The sequence below is a fragment of the Mesorhizobium sp. M0296 genome, assembly GCF_040321675.1.
Lineage (GTDB): Bacteria > Pseudomonadota > Alphaproteobacteria > Rhizobiales > Rhizobiaceae > Mesorhizobium.
Genome location: NZ_JAMYRZ010000032.1, coordinates 22,438 through 38,559, shown reverse-complemented (window position 1 = coordinate 38,559; position 16,122 = coordinate 22,438). Strand labels below are relative to the sequence as shown.

The window sequence follows — 16,122 nt, the reverse complement described above, 5'->3', positions numbered from 1 at the left end:
CCCCACTAGAGGGGGAGATGTCCGGCAGGACAGAGGGGGGCGCGAAGGATCGCTGCGGATGGTTGGTGCCATTACCACCCAAGCCCTTTTCCGCGCAAAAAGGGTTCGCATTTTTTCGCCACCGGTCTAAGAGCCCATCTATGGATTCTTCCCCGAACCCGCCGGCCATCGAGCATCTGGCGCGGATCCACAGGGCCTGGCAGTGGCCGGTCCTGGTGGTGGTCTCGGTGCTGTTTGCCGGCGCGCTGGAACTCGCCGCCCTGCCCGCCGCGCTCTTGATCGGACCGATGCTGGCGGCCATCGCTGCCGGCACCAACGGCGCCACGGTGCGCGTGCCGCGGGTTCTGTTCGGCTCAGCCCAGGCGGTCGTCGGCTGCCTCGTCGCCAGTTCCATCTCGGCCGATATCTTTCCCGTCTTCTACAAGGAATGGCCGCTGTTCCTTGGCGTCGTGATGGCGACGGTCGCGGCATCCAGCCTGCTCGGCTGGCTGATCAGCCGCTGGCGCATCCTGCCCGGCACCACCGCGGTCTGGGGCTCGTCGCCGGGCGCCGCTACCGCCATGGTGCTGATGGCCGGTGCCTTCGGCGCCGACCAGCGCCTCGTCGCCTTCATGCTTTATCTGCGCGTCATCTGCGTCTCGATGACGGCAGCCCTGGTGGCCAAGCTTTGGGTCGACACCTCAGGCATCGAGGTGCCGGCCATCGTCTGGTTCCCGCCGGTCGACCCGCAAGGCTTGGCCGCAACATTCGGCGTGGCGCTGGTCGGCGGCCTCGCCGGAAAGCTTTTCCGGCTGCCGTCGCCGTTTTTCCTCGGCACCTTCATTTTCGGCACCGTGATCCATCTCGGGCTCGGCGTGACCATGCAGTTGCCACCCTGGCTGCTTGCCTTGAGCTATACGATGATCGGCTGGAGCATCGGCCTGAATTTCACCAGGGCCATTTTGCGCCACGCGGCCCGCGCGCTGCCGCAGATCGTCGGCTCGATCATTGCCCTGATCGTCTTTTGCGGCGGCCTCGCCTTCCTGATCAGCCGCCTGCTCGGCATCGATCCGCTGACCGCCTATCTGGCAACCAGCCCCGGCGGCATGGACAGCGTCGCCATCATCGCCGCCGCCGCGCAGCATGTCGACATCTCCTTCGTCATGGCGCTGCAATCGGCACGCTTCCTGATCGTGCTTCTGGTCGGCCCAAGCGTGGCGCGGCTGGTGGCGAGAAGCCTCAAACCATAGCAGCTTGCCTCTCCCTGATTGGCAGCTGGTTTTCCTGAAACCGGTCACACTTTGCTGTCGCCGACCGTATCGGGCCAGCACCCGCACGAGCTCAAAAAATAACTTGACTCAAATACTCAGATTTGAGAGCCCCTTCCGTCAATGTACGGAAGAGTGGAGACGAGTTGATGCGGAAACGGACGATGACATGGCTCCTGGGGATATCACTGCCGGGCAGCATGGCCCTGCTCGGCCTGTCCGGGCCGGCTCACGCCCAGGACCAGGGCGGCGTCACCGTTCTCAACAAGATCGAGGTCGATGCCGAGAGCGACGAGATCCTCGTGCAGGACGGCTACGTCGCCAAGAAGGACCGCATCGGCACCAAGACCGACACGCCGATGGTCAAGATTCCGCAAGCCGTTTCGGTTGTGACGCAAAAGCAGATCGAGGACCAGAAGCCACGCGCGCTGAACGAATCGCTCGGCTATGTCGCAAGCGCCAATCCGAACAGCTTCGGCTTCGACACCCGCTATGATGCCTTCTTCCTGCGCGGCTTCCAGGCCTTTTACAACGGTATGTTCCGCGACGGGCTGCGCCAGTACAACGGCCCCTCGGCCTGGTTCAAGACCGAGCCCTACGGCATCGAGGGCATCACCATCCTGAAGGGTCCGGCCTCCTCGCTTTACGGCATCAGCGGTCCGGGCGGCATCGTCAATCTGGTCACCAAGCGCCCCAAGGAAGAACAGTTCCGCGAAGTCGAAATGCTGCTCGGCGCACACAATCGCTTCCAGGCCGCACTCGACGCTTCCGGCCCGGTGAACGAAGATGGCAGCGTCCTCTATCGCTTCACCAGCCTCGGCCGCACCAGCGACACCGACCTGGTCGGTTATCCCGACGACAAGATCTATCTGGCGCCGGCAGTCACCTTCAAGCCGGATGAGGACACCAAGCTGACCATCCTCGGCGAATATTCGAAATCCGTCACCGGCGGCACCGCTGCATTTTACAATTCGGGCGGCGCTCTGACGCACCTCTATGAGGGCGATCCCGCCTGGAACGACTTCGACCAGACCCAGGGCCGCATCGGCTACGAATTCGAGCACCGTTTCAACGACGTGCTGACGGTCCGGCAGAACCTTCGCTACAGCGCCGTCGACGCCGACATCGAATATAGCGGTCATTACCCGGCCGGCGTGGATCTGAAACGCTATTGGGGCCACTACACCGAGACCATGAAGAACTTCGTCGTCGACAACATGGCGCAGTTCGAATTCGATACCGGCCAGGTCAGGCATACGGCGGTAGCCGGCATCGATTACGCCTGGTCGAACTATGACGCCGGCAACGGTATCTCCTACGTTTCCGTCGACGACATCAAGGCCGCTCCGGTTCCTTACTCTGGCGGGCAGGAGATGAACCAGCTCGGCGCCTACCTGCATGACCAGATGGAGTGGAACGATTTCACCCTGTTCGCCAGCGGTCGCTACGATTGGGCCGATACCACCTCGACCGCCGCCGACTTCACCAAGTCCAAGCAGGACGACAGTGCCCTTTCCGGCCGGCTCGGCCTGTCCTACCAGACCGAATGGGGCATCACGCCCTATGTCAACTATTCGACGTCGTTCTCGCCCAATATCGGCTTCGTCTATGACGATGTCAGCAGCCCCATCGGTCGCGTCGCCCGTCCGACCATCGCGACGCAAAAGGAAATCGGCGTCAAATACGAGTTTGCCGATTACAACGCCGCCGTCAGCGCCGCTCTGTTCGACATCGACCAGAAGGATGGCGTCGTCTTCGACGCCTCGACCGGCATCAACAAGCAGCGCCAGCTCGACCTGAACTCGCGCGGCGTCGAACTGGAAGCCAGCGCCTCGCTCGACAACGGCCTCAGCATACTCGCCTCTTACACCTATCTGCGCGTGAAAATCGAACGCGGCGCCACGGGAACCGCAGGCAAGGAACTGTCGGCGACGCCAAATCACATCCTGTCGCTCTGGGGGCAGTACCAGTTCGAGGACGGGACGCTGCAGGGGCTCGGGCTGGGCAGCGGCGTTCGCGTTGCCGGCTCGAGCTATGGCGACGACACCAACACCTTCAAGAACGACGCGCGCGCCTTCGTCGACGCCTCGCTCTCCTACGATTTCGGCTACCGCAATCCCAAACTCGAGGGCGTGAAGCTGCAGGTCAACGCCAAGAACCTGTTCGACACTCAAAAATCCATCTGCTCGGCCGGCTATTGCTACCGCGACGAGGGCCGCTCGCTGTTCGCTAGCCTGCGCTACCGCTTCTGATGTCGATCGCCGTTTCCAGCCGGGCATCGACACCTGTCGCGATCGTCCTGGCGATCGGCGGGCTCTACGTCGCGCAGAGCGTAATCGGCGGCATCACCTGGGCGGGCCTGCCGGCGGTGATGCGCGACCAGGGCCTGCCGCTCGACCGGATCGGCCTGGTCTCGCTGATCGCGCTGCCATGGGCGCTCAAGTTTCTATGGGCGCCGGCCGTCGAGCGCTATCGGCTGCCGCCGGTCGGCAAGAACCGCACCGGCACGATCGTCGCCGCCGGTGGGCTCGTGTCCATCGCCGGGCTGTGGGCCGTCGGCGCGCTCGGCCCGGAGGCCTGGTGGCCGGTTCTGGCCTGCCTGACCATCGTCGCCTTCGCCGCCTCGACGGTCGACATTGCCTGCGATGGTTTCGCCGTGCAGAGCCTGGCCAGGGAAAACCACGGCTGGGGCAATGCCGCGCAGGTCGGCGGCGCCTACCTCGGCTCGGCCATCGGCGCCGGCCTATTTCTGCTTCTGGTCGACGCTTATGGCTGGCGCATCGCCGTTTGGGCGATGGCCTTGCTGCTCCTGCCGCTCGGTCTGCCCTTCCTGCTTGGCGTGGCCAACCGCGCGCGCGAGGAGACGCGCGAGCATGTTCCCAGCCTTCTCGACGCGTTGAAGCGTCCCGAAATTCGGCGCGGCCTGGCAGCGTCGGCCATCTATGTCCTGGCCCAGAAGGCGGCACTCGCCATGCTCGGACCATTCCTGATCGACGCCGGGCTCGACCTCCCGATGGTCGGACTTGTCAACGGCGTCGGCAGCATGTTCGTCGGCCTGGCTGCCGCACTCGCCGGCGGCGCTCTCGTCAAATGGTTCGGCCCGCGCAACGTGCTCGTCCTGGCGCTTTTCCTGCGGGGCGGATCGCTGTTCTTCTTTTCGATCTTCGATTTTCTTGGTGGCTTCTCGACCACCGCTTTGATGGCCATCGCGGTGCTCAGCTCGTCCGGCTTCATGGCTCTCGGTTTCGTCGCGCTTTACGCGCAGTTCATGCGCTGGTCAGATCCAAGACAGGCGGGCGTCGACTTCACGCTGTTCCAGTGCATGGACGCACTGATGAGCATGGCCGGCGGGATCGCGGCCGGCTACGCCGCGCAGTATTTCGGCTATGGCGCGTTCTTCGCAGGCGCCGGCCTCGTCGCGCTTCTGGCCGCACCGGCGATCGCCTTCGTATCCGACCGCGGCTGACCGCGGAGCATCGTCGCGCGCTATTCTTCGCTGCCGTCCGCCGCTTGCGTCCCGCGGCGCCAGTAGGCGGTGACCAGGTGCCGGTCGCGCGGCACACCCCATTCCTTGCGGACGATCCTGCGGATCTCGCGGAAATCGCCGAACTCGCATCCGGCCCAGACATAGAGATTGTCGGCAAGCGCGGTCCGGCTCCGCTGCTGCAGCACCGCCGGTAACAGCCTGGCTGTACCGGCCTCGCGCCCATGCCGATAGAACCAGGTGACGGCAACGGCCTCGCCCGCGGCCAGCGGCATCCGATCGTCGGGACCATCGACCTCGATGAACGCTTCGGCGCGGGTTGACGGCGAAAGCTGCTCCAGGATCCTGCCGATCGCCGGAAGCGCGGTGTCGTCGCCGAGCAGCAGCAGGTTTTGCGCCTCGGGCACGCCACCTCCGCCCGGTCCGATCATGCCGATGATCTCGCCGGCAACTGCCTTTTCGGCGAAAGCGGCCGCCGGCGTCTCCATACCGGGGTGGAGGACGAAATCGACATCCAGCCAGCCGCTTGCGGCGTCCAGCGCCCGGATCGTGTAGACCCGCACGACGAGCGCGTCCTCGCCCGACGGCCAGACCATCAGGCCGTCGGCGCCCATCGACGGCCACACCGGCAGCCTGCCGCGCGGCGGCAGCAGCAGCCGCACATGCAGGCCGCCACGGCCAAAGCGGCCGAGATCGTTGCCGGTGAAGCGGACGCGCTGCATATGCGGAGAAATCCGCGTCGAGGACAGCACCGTGATCTCGCGGAAGAACACCGGCGTACCGGCATCGCTGCCGTCGCCCTGCCAGGCGATGCCCCTGGTCGTGCCGAGATGTTGCGAAAAATGGCCGGCGACCGCCATCTTCATGTAGGACAGGCAGGTCTGGTCCTCGGCCGCGACGCTAATCAGCACGCTGTTATCACCGAGCGTCGCCTTCAACGAACCGTAATGCGTGCGAAATTCCCAATGATCGGCAAGGCCGGTATCGATCTCGGATTCGCCGTGCTCGGCGCGCAGCCTGTCCATCACCGACCGGATGGCGGCACCGCTGATCCGGGTTTGCGCACTCAATTGCTCCATCGCTCAGCCTTTCGATGCCGTTTGAACCCGAGCGCGCCATAGACGCCGGCGCCCCCGCCATCGCGGCATGCCACAGCCGGCCTGGCGTTTCCACTAAAAGATGATAAACATAGTCATGTTTTTGGCATCAAGCCAATGAGTCCCGCGCGAGCAACGGCGGCGTGTCGGCGAGATGGGCTAAAGGGCCCTCAAAATGTCCTTCAGCTGATCACCAGGCTGGAGATGCGGTCGCCGTCCAGGGTGAACGCCATGTCGCCCTCGCCGTTGAAGCCGTTGCCTGTGACGGCAATGCGGACGTGATAGGTCTCGCCCGCCGGTTCGATACGAATGATGCTAAGTTTGGACTGCACGCCGATATTGTCCGACTGGTTCCAGCGCGCAATCTGCTCGCGGCCCTTGAACGACCGGCCCCAGTCGCTCAGGAAGGCATCGGGCGTGAACGTCTCGAGGAAAGCCTTGGTGTCGCCGGCGTTGGTGGCTTCGACAAAGCGGCGGATGGCATCGGGCGTGGTCATTTCCTTCCTCCAGGTGGCCTAATCCAGCCGGTGCATCAGATCGTCGTCCAGCCAGCGGGCGAAGAAATAGACCAGTTGCTTGTGCCACCACGGCCATTCATGCGCGACATCGCCGCCCCAATAGTCGACCCAGGCCGGAATCGACTTGTCACGCAGGATCTGTTCCAGCGCCTGCGTATCGGCCAGCATCCGTTCCTCCCAGGCACCCTGCCCGCAGCAGAAGATCAGCCGCAGCGCCTTCAGCCTGACAAGCAGCCCCGGATCGACGATACCCGGCAGGTAGTCGAGCGGCGAGTTGAAGAAAATCTGTCCGTCGAGCGCATTGCCGAAGAAATCGTGGGTCGAGTAAACCCCCGACAGCGCGATGACGCCGCTGGCCAGTTCCGGAAAGCGGAAGACGAAATTCGACGAATGGTAGCCGCCCATCGAGCAGCCGCAAAATAGCGGCTTCAGCGTACGCCCGCCATTGGCCTCGGCTGCGACAGACAGGAGTTCCGGCAGCGCCTCTTCGCGCACATAGCGGAAATACGCTTCATGCCGGGCGATGCGATGGGCCGGCTCGGCATGGCGGTCGAAGAAGGATTCCGCATCGATGCCGTCCAGCGTGAACAACTGGATGCGACCGGTGTCGACGAACTCGGCGAGAGCCGAGACCGCGCCGGAATCCTCGAACTGGTAGAACCGCCCTTGCGAAGTCGGGAACACAACCACGGGTCGGCCGGCATGGCCGTAGCGCTTGTATTCCATGTCGCGGCCGAGGTTGCGGCCAAAACCCTTGTGGTAGGAAACGTCCATCGCCTCACGCCTTTTCCGCATGGATGTAGTCGACCGCCCGGCGCAGCGCCTTCGGGTCGGTGGAGCGCAGCTGATAGGCGTAGTTTCCCATGGCGCGGCTGAAAACCTCCTCGATGGCGTGATGATGGACGATCATGCCGCCATGGGCGGCCAGCACGTCGGCGTGGCTGTGCACATAGTTGAGGTGCCGCTTGCGGCTGGCATAGGCGGTGAAATACTTGCCCCTGTAAGGGCCGCCGGCGGCGTCCTTGACCACCATGTCGGCCCATGCGGCATAAACATCGATATCGAAGGTGTAATTGATGGCATCGGTCATCCAGGCGCCAGGCGGCCGCATGTTGACCTCCAGCGCGATGACCCTGTCGTCCCTGGTTTCGAACAGCTCGATGTGGAAGAAGCGCTCGCGCACGTCGAACGCCTTGAGGATTTTCCTGCCGGCCTCCTCGACCGCCCGGCTGATCTCGGGAAAACAGACATAGCTCATATGGCGGTCGCGGTTGACCACCTCCATGACGCTCTGGTCGTAGCGGTGGCTGGCGGCCAGCACCACCTCGCCGTCGCGGTTGATCAGCCCGTCATAGGTCACCACCAGCCCTTCGATGAATTGCTCCATGACGAAGCTGACGCCTTCCGGCTTGTCCCTGAAGAAGCTGTCGAGTTCGCCGGCGTTGGAGATTTTGAAAGTGTTCGAGGCGCCAGAGCCCGAATCCGGCTTCACCACCACGGGATAGCCGACACGGCGGATGAAGGTCATGGCGCCGGCGCGGTCGGAGCATTTGCGTTGCGGGATGGTTTCGACGCCGCTCTTGCGGAAGAACGCCCGCATGCGGCTCTTGCGTTTCAAATTCTTGACGAAGTCGAGCTTGGTGCCGAAGATGTTGAAGTCGGTGCGGATATTGGCTTCCAGCTCCAGCCAATGCTCGTTGAGCGATTCGAACCGGTCGACGCGGCCCCATTTGTGGATGAAATGGCCGATCGCCCGGAACACCGGATCGTATTCCTCCATGTCGTCGATGCGGTAATATTCCGAAAGGGCTGCCTTCAATTTGCCGTCCAGCGCATCGAACGGGGCGTCGCCAATGCCGAGCACAGTGGCGCCGGCCTTCTTCAGCCGGTCGCAGAAATCGGCGCCATTGGCTGGAAAATGCGGCGAGAAGAACACGAAGTTCATGGACGATCCCTCCCGGCGGCGAGCCATCGCACCCCCGCCGACAATCGACTCTGGCGCATTTGCCGGGCTCGGGGAAGAGCAACTGGATCAGGTGAGCGGCTGGGCCCGCGAAAGGTGACGCCAAAACCGCAAAATAAAAAACCCGCCTCGACAGCGGGTCCTCGGCGCCAGTCAGCACCATACCCAAATTAGTAGCATAGCTGCCGGCACAAAGCAAGAACAAAGTTGCTGTAATCAGGAAAAATCGCTTCATGTCGGCGCCGCGCCTTCATTGCAGCTTGGGTTCCTCGCCCCACGAAATGGGGATAGGTGGCTCGGCGAAGCCGAGACGGAGAGGGGACTGCGCCCTGCGAAGGCCCCCTCTCCGGCCGCGGAGCCTGTCCTTGGGCTTGCCGAAGGCAAGACCCGTGGACAGCCACCTCTCCCCCGTTTCGCGACGGCGAGGAACGCAAGTCTTGAGGCTGGATCGGCAGCTTCTGCGACAGCGAGGCTCCCACTTGCCTCGCTTTGCCCGCTCCTGTATGAAATCCGCCATGAGCCCGCGCGCCACCTCTTTTGCGTCCCGTCAGACCGGCATTGCCGGCCAGACCGTTCGCGCGCTTGCCTCCACCCTGCTGCTTCTCGGCCTTATCGGCGATCGCCGGGTTCGCTGAAGGAGCGCCCGGCGGTCGAATTCGCCGCTCACGCGCACGCTCCTTGGCCAGTCACAAATTGGCACGTCACATCAAGCGAACGAAATTCTGGTAAAGGCGCCGCTCGCCACCAATCCGCCTGAAGCTGGATTCGCGAGCCGCCGGGAGAAAAGACGATGAACGCACGAGAAGATATCCGTCTGAATGTAGAGGAAACCGCCAAGCCCGCGAAGGGCATGCCGGACGCCGCCCGCAAATACCAGCCCTATCCGACCGTCGGTCTTGCCGATCGCACCTGGCCTTCGAAAGTGATCGACAAGGCGCCGATCTGGTGCTCGGTCGACCTGCGCGACGGCAACCAGGCGCTGATCGATCCGATGGGCCAGGAACGCAAGGCGCGCATGTTCGCCCTGCTGCTCGACATGGGCTTCAAGGAGATCGAGATCGGCTTCCCGTCGGCCTCGCAGACCGACTTCGATTTCGCCCGCTGGTGCATCGAACAGGGCAACGTGCCCGCCGACGTCTCGCTGCAGGTGCTGGTGCAGTGCCGGCCGGAACTGATCACCCGCACTTTCGAGGCGCTGAAGGGCGCCACCAACCCGATCGTCCATTTCTACAACTCGACCAGCGAATTGCAGCGCCGCGTCGTCTTCGAGAAGGACGTCGCCGGCATCAAGCGCATCGCCACCGATGCGGCCAAGATGATCACCGACATGGCGGCCAAGGCCGGCGGCGGCTACCGTTTCGAATATTCGCCGGAGAGCTTTACCGGCACCGAGCTCGAAGTGGCGCTGGAGATCTGCAACGCCGTCACCGAGATCGTCAAGCCGACGGCGGAGAACAAGCTGATCATCAACCTGCCCTCCACGGTCGAGATGTCGACGCCCAACATCTATGCCGACCGCATCGAATGGATGTGCCGCAATCTCGACGAACGCGAGAACCTGTTGATCTCGCTGCATCCGCACAATGACCGCGGCACCGGCATCGCCACCACCGAACTCGGCCTGATGGCGGGCGCCGACCGCGTCGAAGGCACCCTGTTCGGCAACGGCGAGCGCACTGGCAATGTCGACATCGTCACGCTGGCGCTCAACATGTACACGCAAGGCGTCGATCCCGGGCTCGACTGCTCCGACATCAACCGCATGAAGGACGTCTACGAATACTCCAACCAGCTGAAGATCCCCGAGCGCCATCCCTACGTCGGCGAGCTCGTCTACACTGCCTTTTCCGGCTCGCACCAGGACGCCATCAACAAGGGCATGAAGGCGCTGCGCAAGGCCAACACGCCGCACTGGGAGGTGCCCTATCTGCCGATCGACCCGGCCGATGTCGGCCGCAGCTATGAAGCCATCATCCGCATCAACTCGCAGTCCGGCAAGGGCGGCATCGCCTATGTGCTGCATGCGGATTACGGCCTCAACCTGCCGCGCAACCTGCAGATCGAGTTCAGCCAGGCTATCCAGGCGATCACCGACTCCGAAGGCAAGGAGGTGCCGGTCAAGCGCATCTACGAGCGCTTTCTCGACACCTATGTCGACCAGCCCGGCGCGCGGCTGAAGTTCCTCGACCACCACACCTATCCCGACACCGAGGTCAAGGGCCGGCGCGTGGTCGAGGCGGTGATTCTCGACAAAGGCAAGGAGGTGACCATATCAGGCACCGGCACCGGCCCGATCGACGGCTTCGTCGATGCGCTGTCGCGCCATGTCGGGGTGCCGATGTCGGTGCTCGATTATTCCGAGCATTCCATGCAGCGCGGCTCGAATGCCTCGGCCATTTCCTATGTCGAGATGGAACATCCGGACGGCAAGCTGTTCGGCGCCGGCATCAACACCAACATCGTCGCCGCCTCGCTCGAAGCCGTGGTTTCGGCCGCCAACCGCATCGTCGGCCGAAAGGGCGGCTAGCCGGGACTGCCAGGCCCGCGCATCAGCCCACCGGAAATTTTATCCGGTGGGTACGCTATCGCACCATAAGCACATGCTTGTAAGGCGCCGCCAGCGCGATATGATCGTACCTCAACCTGTGCCGAATTCGAAGGGATCGACACTTGCAGCATACCACGCCTGCCGCCCCCGCAGTGCGCGAAACGTTGGAGCGATTGCTTGCCAGCGAAACGTTCGGACGATCCGAGCGCGCGCGCAAGCTGCTCCGCTACCTCGTCGAGCGCGAGCAGGCAGGCGAAGCCGACAGGCTCAAGGGCTTCTCCATCGCGATGGACGTGTTCGGCAAGGACGGCGATTTCGATCCGTCGACCGATGCGGTGGTGCGGGTGCAGGCCGGCAGGCTGCGCGAGCTGCTGCAGCAGTATTTCGCCAATGAGGGCGTTGCCGAACCGGTCCGCATCGCCATTCCGCGCGGCGGCTATGTTCCGTCCTACGAACTCAACGCCATTCGCTTGCCGGCGGAGGTGGAGCCCAAGGCAGAAAGCAAGCCGGAGCCGGCAACAGAGGAAGCGGCGACGACCGCCCCGCCCGGATCGCTGGAGGACGCCCGCAACCGGGCACATCCGGCTGCATTGCTGAGCGTTCCAGCCGTCGCCCCTGCTGCTCCTTCGCTGCAACGCCATTTGCAGTTCTTCTGGCTGGCGATCGCGCTGGTCATCCTCATGCTGGGTGTGCTGATCCTTCGCCAGGGCAGCGTGGTGTTGCTGACCGGCGGCGACACGGCGATCGAGACCGCGGTGGCGACCGGCAGCATAGCAGCGCCTCCGGTTGAAAACCTCCCCCAGGTCTACATCGCCATCAAGGCCGACAGCGACCTGGCTCGCCGTGTCGCCGCATCGCTGCGCGCCGGCCTCAGCGGCTTCGATACCATCAATTTCATTGGCCGTGATGCCGACAGCCCGCCCGATCCAGTAACCGACGCCGCCAGCTTTGTATTCGATGTCCTGCCCGGGCCGCGTAGCGGCGACATCATGCTCGAGCTGCAAAGCGTGGCGACCGGCCGCGTGCTGCTCTCACGCAACCTGACCGCCGGCGACAGCGCAAACACCGCCATCGAGGACCAGATCTCCGGCATTTTGAGCTCGGCTCTTCCCGCCTCGGGCACGATCTACAACTACATCGAGCAGAGCGGCATCCAGACCGGGCTGACGGCGTGTCTGGTGCTCAACGGCAAATATTATCTCGACCAGAATGCCCAGACGCATGAAGCCGCCTACCGCTGCCTCGAAGATCTTGCCAACCGGGAGGCGAAGTCGTCGCTCGTCTATTCGGAACTCGCGTCCTTGCATCTCGAAGCGGTCACCGACCACTATCCCTACCCCGCCGACGCGACGATCGACAAAGCCATGACGTTTGCCCATCGCGCCATCCAGATGGGCCCGACCAGCCCCTACGCGCACCGCGCCCTTGGTTATCTCAATTCGCGCATGGGCGATTCCGCGGAATCGATCCGCTGGATGCGCAAGGCCTATGAGCTCAATCCCTACGATCTCGCAATGGCCGCCGCCTATGGCTACGGGCTGGTTTTCGCCGGCAGGTACAGCGAGGGCACCCCGATCCTCGCTCACGCGGTGGACATCGCCAGCGCCCATCCGACATGGTGGGATTACGGGCTGTTCGCCGGAGAGTTCATGATGGGCGACATTCACAAGGCCACGCTCGCCAGCGACGGCTTGCGAACGACGGAAATGAAATCGCATTATCTGGCGGCGCGGCTGATCGGCGCCAAGGCTGCCGGCCGCGAGAAGCTGGCGAGCAGGCTGCTGCAGGAACTGACCACCAAATTCCCGAAATTCGCAGCCGATCCGCGCGCAACCTTCGTCGAACGAAGATATCCCGCCGATCTGACCAACCGGCTGGTGGAAGCCCTGCGCGCCGCCGGCCTTGGCGGCGCCAGCTGACGTCTCCCGGCGCGTGCACGACGTCAGGTGATCGCGAAGATTTTACTGGCCATCCGGACGGCCAAAGCGCAATTCAGACACAATTTGAACCGGCCAATCTGATCCCACATAGGTCTGATCCCGCATAAGACTGATCTCCGCATAAGTCTGACCTCCCGCAAAGACTGATCCGCATAAGACCGCCCCCGGCATCCTGACTGATCCCGGCACCAAGCCATAAAGTTTGCATGACCCCATCCCTTTACGCCGCCGAACGGGGCACCGGCCCGACAACGATCGCCTTCCTGCATGGTTTCGGTGGCTGCCACGACGACTGGCGCGACGTGGCCGAGTCTCTGGCGCCCGGCGCGCGGACCCTGGCCTATGATCTGCCGGGACATGGGCTGTCGCTCGATTTTCCGGGCGGCGGTCCGGCCAGGATTGCAGCCAGTGCCGTCCTTGCCGATCTTTCCGCTCGCGGGATAAAGCGGGCTCATCTCGTCGGTCATTCGATGGGCGGCGCCGTGGCCGCCCTGATGGCATTGAGCGAGCCTGAAAAGATGGCCTCGCTGACGCTGCTGTCGCCGGGCGGTTTTGGTCCTGAGATCAATGGTCCGCTGCTGCGTCGCTACGCCGCCGCTGCCGGCACGGATGAAATCCGCGCCTGTCTTGCCGCCATGTCGGGACCGCAAAGCCGGCCCTTGCAGCATAGGGTCGATCTCGTCGACGAGATGCGCCGGCGTCCCGGCCAGTCGCGGACACTTGTCGAGTTCGCAGCCGCCATGACCAGGGATGATCGGCAAGGCGTCATTCAGCGCGAACGGCTGGAAACGCTGAACATGCCGGTCATGGTGGTTTGGGGAACCGACGACGCGGTGCTGCCCGTCAGCCAGGCGGACGGCGTGCCGAAGCATTTTCATCTGCACCACGTGCTGGAAGCCGGCCATATGCTGGTCGAGGAAGCGCCCGGCCTGGTCGTCGAGGCCGTCCGTCGCAATATGCGACGCCGCAGCAGGCGGCTTCGTCCGGGATTCGCCGCTGCGGCGAGCTGATCGGTCTTCGCGCAGGCACGGCGGCGGCGCTGGTGCTGCTCCAGCGAACCCTTGCCCGCTCATCGATCTCGCAAGTGCATTTTGGCGGCGGCTGTGTTAATTCGGTGTTAACCAAACCCCGCGAGGCAACGCCGATGAAGGACGCAGGCGAGAACATCACCCAGATCGATCAGTCGCGAAAACTGTCCGATGCCATTCGCGACGTCAAGAACGCCTTCGCCGACCGCGATGACGTCGTCGTCGAGATGCGCGAAGCGCATCGCATGCGGCTCGATCTGCTTGCCGCCGAACTCGCGCCGGTCTTCGGCGACGTACCCACCGATATGGACAGTTTCGACTTCGCCGTCTCGTCCGGCCTGCAACCACGGCTGTGGATCGACGCGGTCAGCCATGTCGCCATGGGACGCGACCGCCGCACCTACCGCTTTCTCAAGGACACGCGCATCGGCCGCGTCGTGCTCGCCGAGTCGACCGAGATGAAGGTCGTTGCCGATCAGGTGACGCGCTATGTCGCCGAGCGCGTCGTCGAACGCCAGAGGATGATGGAAGGCGGCATCGAGCAGGCCGTCGCCGGCCTGAAACGCGCCCTGGTGGCGGAGGCTGAGCCGCCGCTGCATGTCCCTGCGCGCAGCAACGGCTGGTCGGCGTTCTTCTCGGGTCTCGGCCTGATCGCCGCCGGCGCCCTGGTCGGCCTGGCGATTTCGCTCGTGCTGTTCTGGGACCGCATCGTCGCGATGAAAATCAGCTTTTAAAGCATTTGCAGCCAAGTGATGTCACTTGGCGTCGCAGAGTGCGGCTGACGACCGGCGAGACGCTCCCATCTGAGTTCACCGCGCCCCGGCAAGCGTGGCCTCGGCCCCCACGCCAAGCTCCATTGTCTGCAGGTCGCTGGGCGGCAATGCCGGCCCGGTCAGGCCGCGGCGCGTCAGCCTGATCCGCCAATTGTCCTTTTCACCGTCGATGTCGAGCAGATTGTATTGCGCCGGCGCATGCGAACTGCCGGGCGCCTGCCCCGCGGCGGCGACCCCGACCACCGGAATTTTGATCTTGCGGGCGCCGATGAAGAACAGCGACGGCACATGCGAATGGCCGTGCAGCACAAGCTCGGCGCCGTGCCGGTGAAGAACCTTGTGGAAGCGCGAGATGCCGAACAGCCGCTTGTTCTGCGAAACGGCGCCGCGCACCGGCGGGTGGTGGATCATGATCACCCGGAACAGGCCGCGCTTGCCCGTGGCGTCGAGCATGTCGCGCAGCCGTTCCGCCTGGCCCTCCAGAAAGAAGCCGTTGGCCATGAATGGAGCCGTGGCGCGCGCCGTCGTGACGCCGACCAGCGCAACATTGCCGCGTACGCGCAAATAGGGAAAGGTGTTGCGGTCGACCGGCGTATTGACGCCGTCGCCGGTCATCCACGCCGCCCAGGACCGGCAGGTCTTGTCGAAGGCGCCCGGCACATAGGCGTCATGGTTTCCCGGCACGACCGACACGTCATTGGGCGAGCCCAGCGTCTCCAGCCAGTGCTTGGCCATCTCGAGCTCACCGTCGAGCGCCAGATTGACCAGGTCACCGGTGATGGTGAGATGGTCCGGCCCGCTGGCCTTCATATCGGCGACGATCGTGTCGATGACGGCATCGTGCATGTAGCGGCGGCGGTTGCGCTGCCAGTTGACGTAACCGACCACGCGCTTGGAGGCGAGATCGCGATAGGTTACATCGGGAAGCGGCCCCAGATGGACATCGGAAATATGCGCGAGCCTGAACATCTTTTCTTCATAGGCGAGGCGCGCGCGGCTTTCCACTCACGGTTTCGCGGACGATGACGACGCCGGATCCGGAGCAAGCCCTGCGTCAGACCGGCTGGCCGGGCTTCAGGGCAAGGCTGTTTCACCTGTACTTCGTACTGCGGCGTCCGATGACGCTCGGCGTGCGCGGCTTGATCCACGACCGCCCCTCCAATTCCGTCTTCCTCATCCGCCACACCTATGTCCCGGGCTGGCACCTGCCCGGCGGTGGCGTCGAGTTGGGCGAGACGATGATCGACGCGCTGACACGCGAAGTCTTCGAGGAAGGCAACATCGCGCTGACCGGACCGCCGGTGCTGAAGTCGCTGCATTTCAACCGCCGCGCCAGCCGCCGCGACCATGTCGGCCTCTATCTGGTCGAAGAGTTCGACCAGCCAAGCCCTAAGCTGCCCGACCGCGAGATCGCCGAAGCCGGCTTCTTCCCGCTCGACCGCTTGCCGGTGGGCACGACACCGGCAACTTTGCGGCGGATTGCCGAGGTTTTTGATGGCGCGGCGATATCGCCCTACTGGTAGA

At 63.9% G+C, this 16,122-nt stretch carries 13 protein-coding genes; 8 read left to right on the top strand and 5 right to left on the bottom strand.

Annotated elements, in window-relative coordinates:
• Positions 1-140 precede the first annotated feature (140 nt).
• The 3 genes from NKI97_RS25705 (at position 141) to NKI97_RS25695 (ending at position 4,713) form a co-directional block, all read left to right on the top strand.
• A complete protein-coding gene (locus NKI97_RS25705) occupies positions 141-1,229 on the top strand; it encodes an AbrB family transcriptional regulator (protein WP_352450554.1) in 1,089 nt (362 codons plus the stop codon).
• A 182-nt stretch (positions 1,230-1,411) separates the two neighbouring features.
• Complete coding sequence (locus NKI97_RS25700) at positions 1,412-3,499, top strand: TonB-dependent siderophore receptor (RefSeq protein WP_352837270.1); 2,088 nt, start codon at positions 1,412-1,414, stop codon at positions 3,497-3,499.
• Positions 3,499-4,713 (top strand): MFS transporter, encoded by a 1,215-nt coding sequence (locus tag NKI97_RS25695; protein WP_352837267.1) that lies wholly within the window; start codon positions 3,499-3,501, stop codon positions 4,711-4,713. The genes NKI97_RS25700 and NKI97_RS25695 overlap by 1 nt, the downstream gene beginning before the upstream one ends.
• A gap of 20 nt (positions 4,714-4,733) precedes the next feature.
• Here the strand turns inward: NKI97_RS25695 and NKI97_RS25690 are convergent, their stop codons facing one another.
• From NKI97_RS25690 to NKI97_RS25675, 4 genes are all read right to left on the bottom strand, one after another.
• Positions 4,734-5,810, bottom strand: a complete 1,077-nt coding sequence (locus tag NKI97_RS25690; RefSeq protein WP_352837264.1) for a siderophore-interacting protein — start codon at positions 5,808-5,810, stop codon at positions 4,734-4,736.
• 200 nt (positions 5,811-6,010) lie between these two features.
• Positions 6,011-6,325 (bottom strand): nuclear transport factor 2 family protein, encoded by a 315-nt coding sequence (locus tag NKI97_RS25685; protein WP_352697516.1) that lies wholly within the window; start codon positions 6,323-6,325, stop codon positions 6,011-6,013.
• A gap of 18 nt (positions 6,326-6,343) precedes the next feature.
• Positions 6,344-7,120 (bottom strand): esterase family protein, encoded by a 777-nt coding sequence (locus NKI97_RS25680; protein ID WP_352837261.1) that lies wholly within the window; start codon positions 7,118-7,120, stop codon positions 6,344-6,346.
• 4 nt (positions 7,121-7,124) lie between these two features.
• Complete coding sequence (locus tag NKI97_RS25675) at positions 7,125-8,291, bottom strand: ATP-grasp domain-containing protein (RefSeq protein WP_352837259.1); 1,167 nt, start codon at positions 8,289-8,291, stop codon at positions 7,125-7,127.
• A gap of 808 nt (positions 8,292-9,099) precedes the next feature.
• On the opposite strand from NKI97_RS25675, the gene leuA reads away from it, so the two are divergent.
• From leuA to NKI97_RS25655, 4 genes are all read left to right on the top strand, one after another.
• A complete protein-coding gene (leuA, locus tag NKI97_RS25670; protein WP_352837256.1) occupies positions 9,100-10,836 on the top strand; it encodes a 2-isopropylmalate synthase in 1,737 nt (578 codons plus the stop codon).
• Positions 10,837-10,979: 143 nt separating this feature from the next.
• Positions 10,980-12,776, top strand: a complete 1,797-nt coding sequence (locus NKI97_RS25665; RefSeq protein WP_352837253.1) for a tetratricopeptide repeat protein — start codon at positions 10,980-10,982, stop codon at positions 12,774-12,776.
• Between the two features lie 227 nt (positions 12,777-13,003).
• A complete protein-coding gene (locus tag NKI97_RS25660) occupies positions 13,004-13,807 on the top strand; it encodes an alpha/beta fold hydrolase (protein ID WP_352837250.1) in 804 nt (267 codons plus the stop codon).
• 134 nt (positions 13,808-13,941) lie between these two features.
• Entirely contained in the window at positions 13,942-14,559 is a 618-nt protein-coding gene (locus NKI97_RS25655) for a hypothetical protein (RefSeq protein WP_352452908.1), read from the top strand.
• 75 nt (positions 14,560-14,634) lie between these two features.
• On the opposite strand, the gene NKI97_RS25650 is transcribed toward NKI97_RS25655, so the two are convergent.
• Complete coding sequence (locus tag NKI97_RS25650; protein ID WP_352837321.1) at positions 14,635-15,567, bottom strand: metallophosphoesterase family protein; 933 nt, start codon at positions 15,565-15,567, stop codon at positions 14,635-14,637.
• Positions 15,568-15,620: 53 nt separating this feature from the next.
• Between NKI97_RS25650 and NKI97_RS25645 the strand changes: the two genes are divergently transcribed.
• Positions 15,621-16,121 carry an NUDIX domain-containing protein gene (locus tag NKI97_RS25645; RefSeq protein WP_352837247.1) on the top strand — a complete coding sequence of 167 codons (501 nt, stop codon included), beginning with the start codon at positions 15,621-15,623 and terminating at the stop codon, positions 16,119-16,121.
• The last annotated feature ends 1 nt before the right edge of the window (position 16,122 follow it).

Bases quoted from the DNA above. Each gene is read 5' to 3' on its own strand.
- NKI97_RS25705 (WP_352450554.1), top strand. From the start codon at position 141: ATGGATTCTTCCCCGAACCCGCCGGCCATCGAGCATCTGGCGCGGATC.
- NKI97_RS25700 (WP_352837270.1), top strand. From the start codon at position 1,412: ATGACATGGCTCCTGGGGATATCACTGCCGGGCAGCATGGCCCTGCTC.
- NKI97_RS25695 (WP_352837267.1), top strand. From the start codon at position 3,499: ATGTCGATCGCCGTTTCCAGCCGGGCATCGACACCTGTCGCGATCGTC.
- NKI97_RS25690 (WP_352837264.1), bottom strand. From the start codon at position 5,810: ATGGAGCAATTGAGTGCGCAAACCCGGATCAGCGGTGCCGCCATCCGG.
- NKI97_RS25685 (WP_352697516.1), bottom strand. From the start codon at position 6,325: ATGACCACGCCCGATGCCATCCGCCGCTTTGTCGAAGCCACCAACGCC.
- NKI97_RS25680 (WP_352837261.1), bottom strand. From the start codon at position 7,120: ATGGACGTTTCCTACCACAAGGGTTTTGGCCGCAACCTCGGCCGCGAC.
- NKI97_RS25675 (WP_352837259.1), bottom strand. From the start codon at position 8,291: ATGAACTTCGTGTTCTTCTCGCCGCATTTTCCAGCCAATGGCGCCGAT.
- leuA (WP_352837256.1), top strand. From the start codon at position 9,100: ATGAACGCACGAGAAGATATCCGTCTGAATGTAGAGGAAACCGCCAAG.
- NKI97_RS25660 (WP_352837250.1), top strand. From the start codon at position 13,004: ATGACCCCATCCCTTTACGCCGCCGAACGGGGCACCGGCCCGACAACG.
- NKI97_RS25655 (WP_352452908.1), top strand. From the start codon at position 13,942: ATGAAGGACGCAGGCGAGAACATCACCCAGATCGATCAGTCGCGAAAA.
- NKI97_RS25650 (WP_352837321.1), bottom strand. From the start codon at position 15,567: ATGTTCAGGCTCGCGCATATTTCCGATGTCCATCTGGGGCCGCTTCCC.
- NKI97_RS25645 (WP_352837247.1), top strand. From the start codon at position 15,621: ATGACGACGCCGGATCCGGAGCAAGCCCTGCGTCAGACCGGCTGGCCG.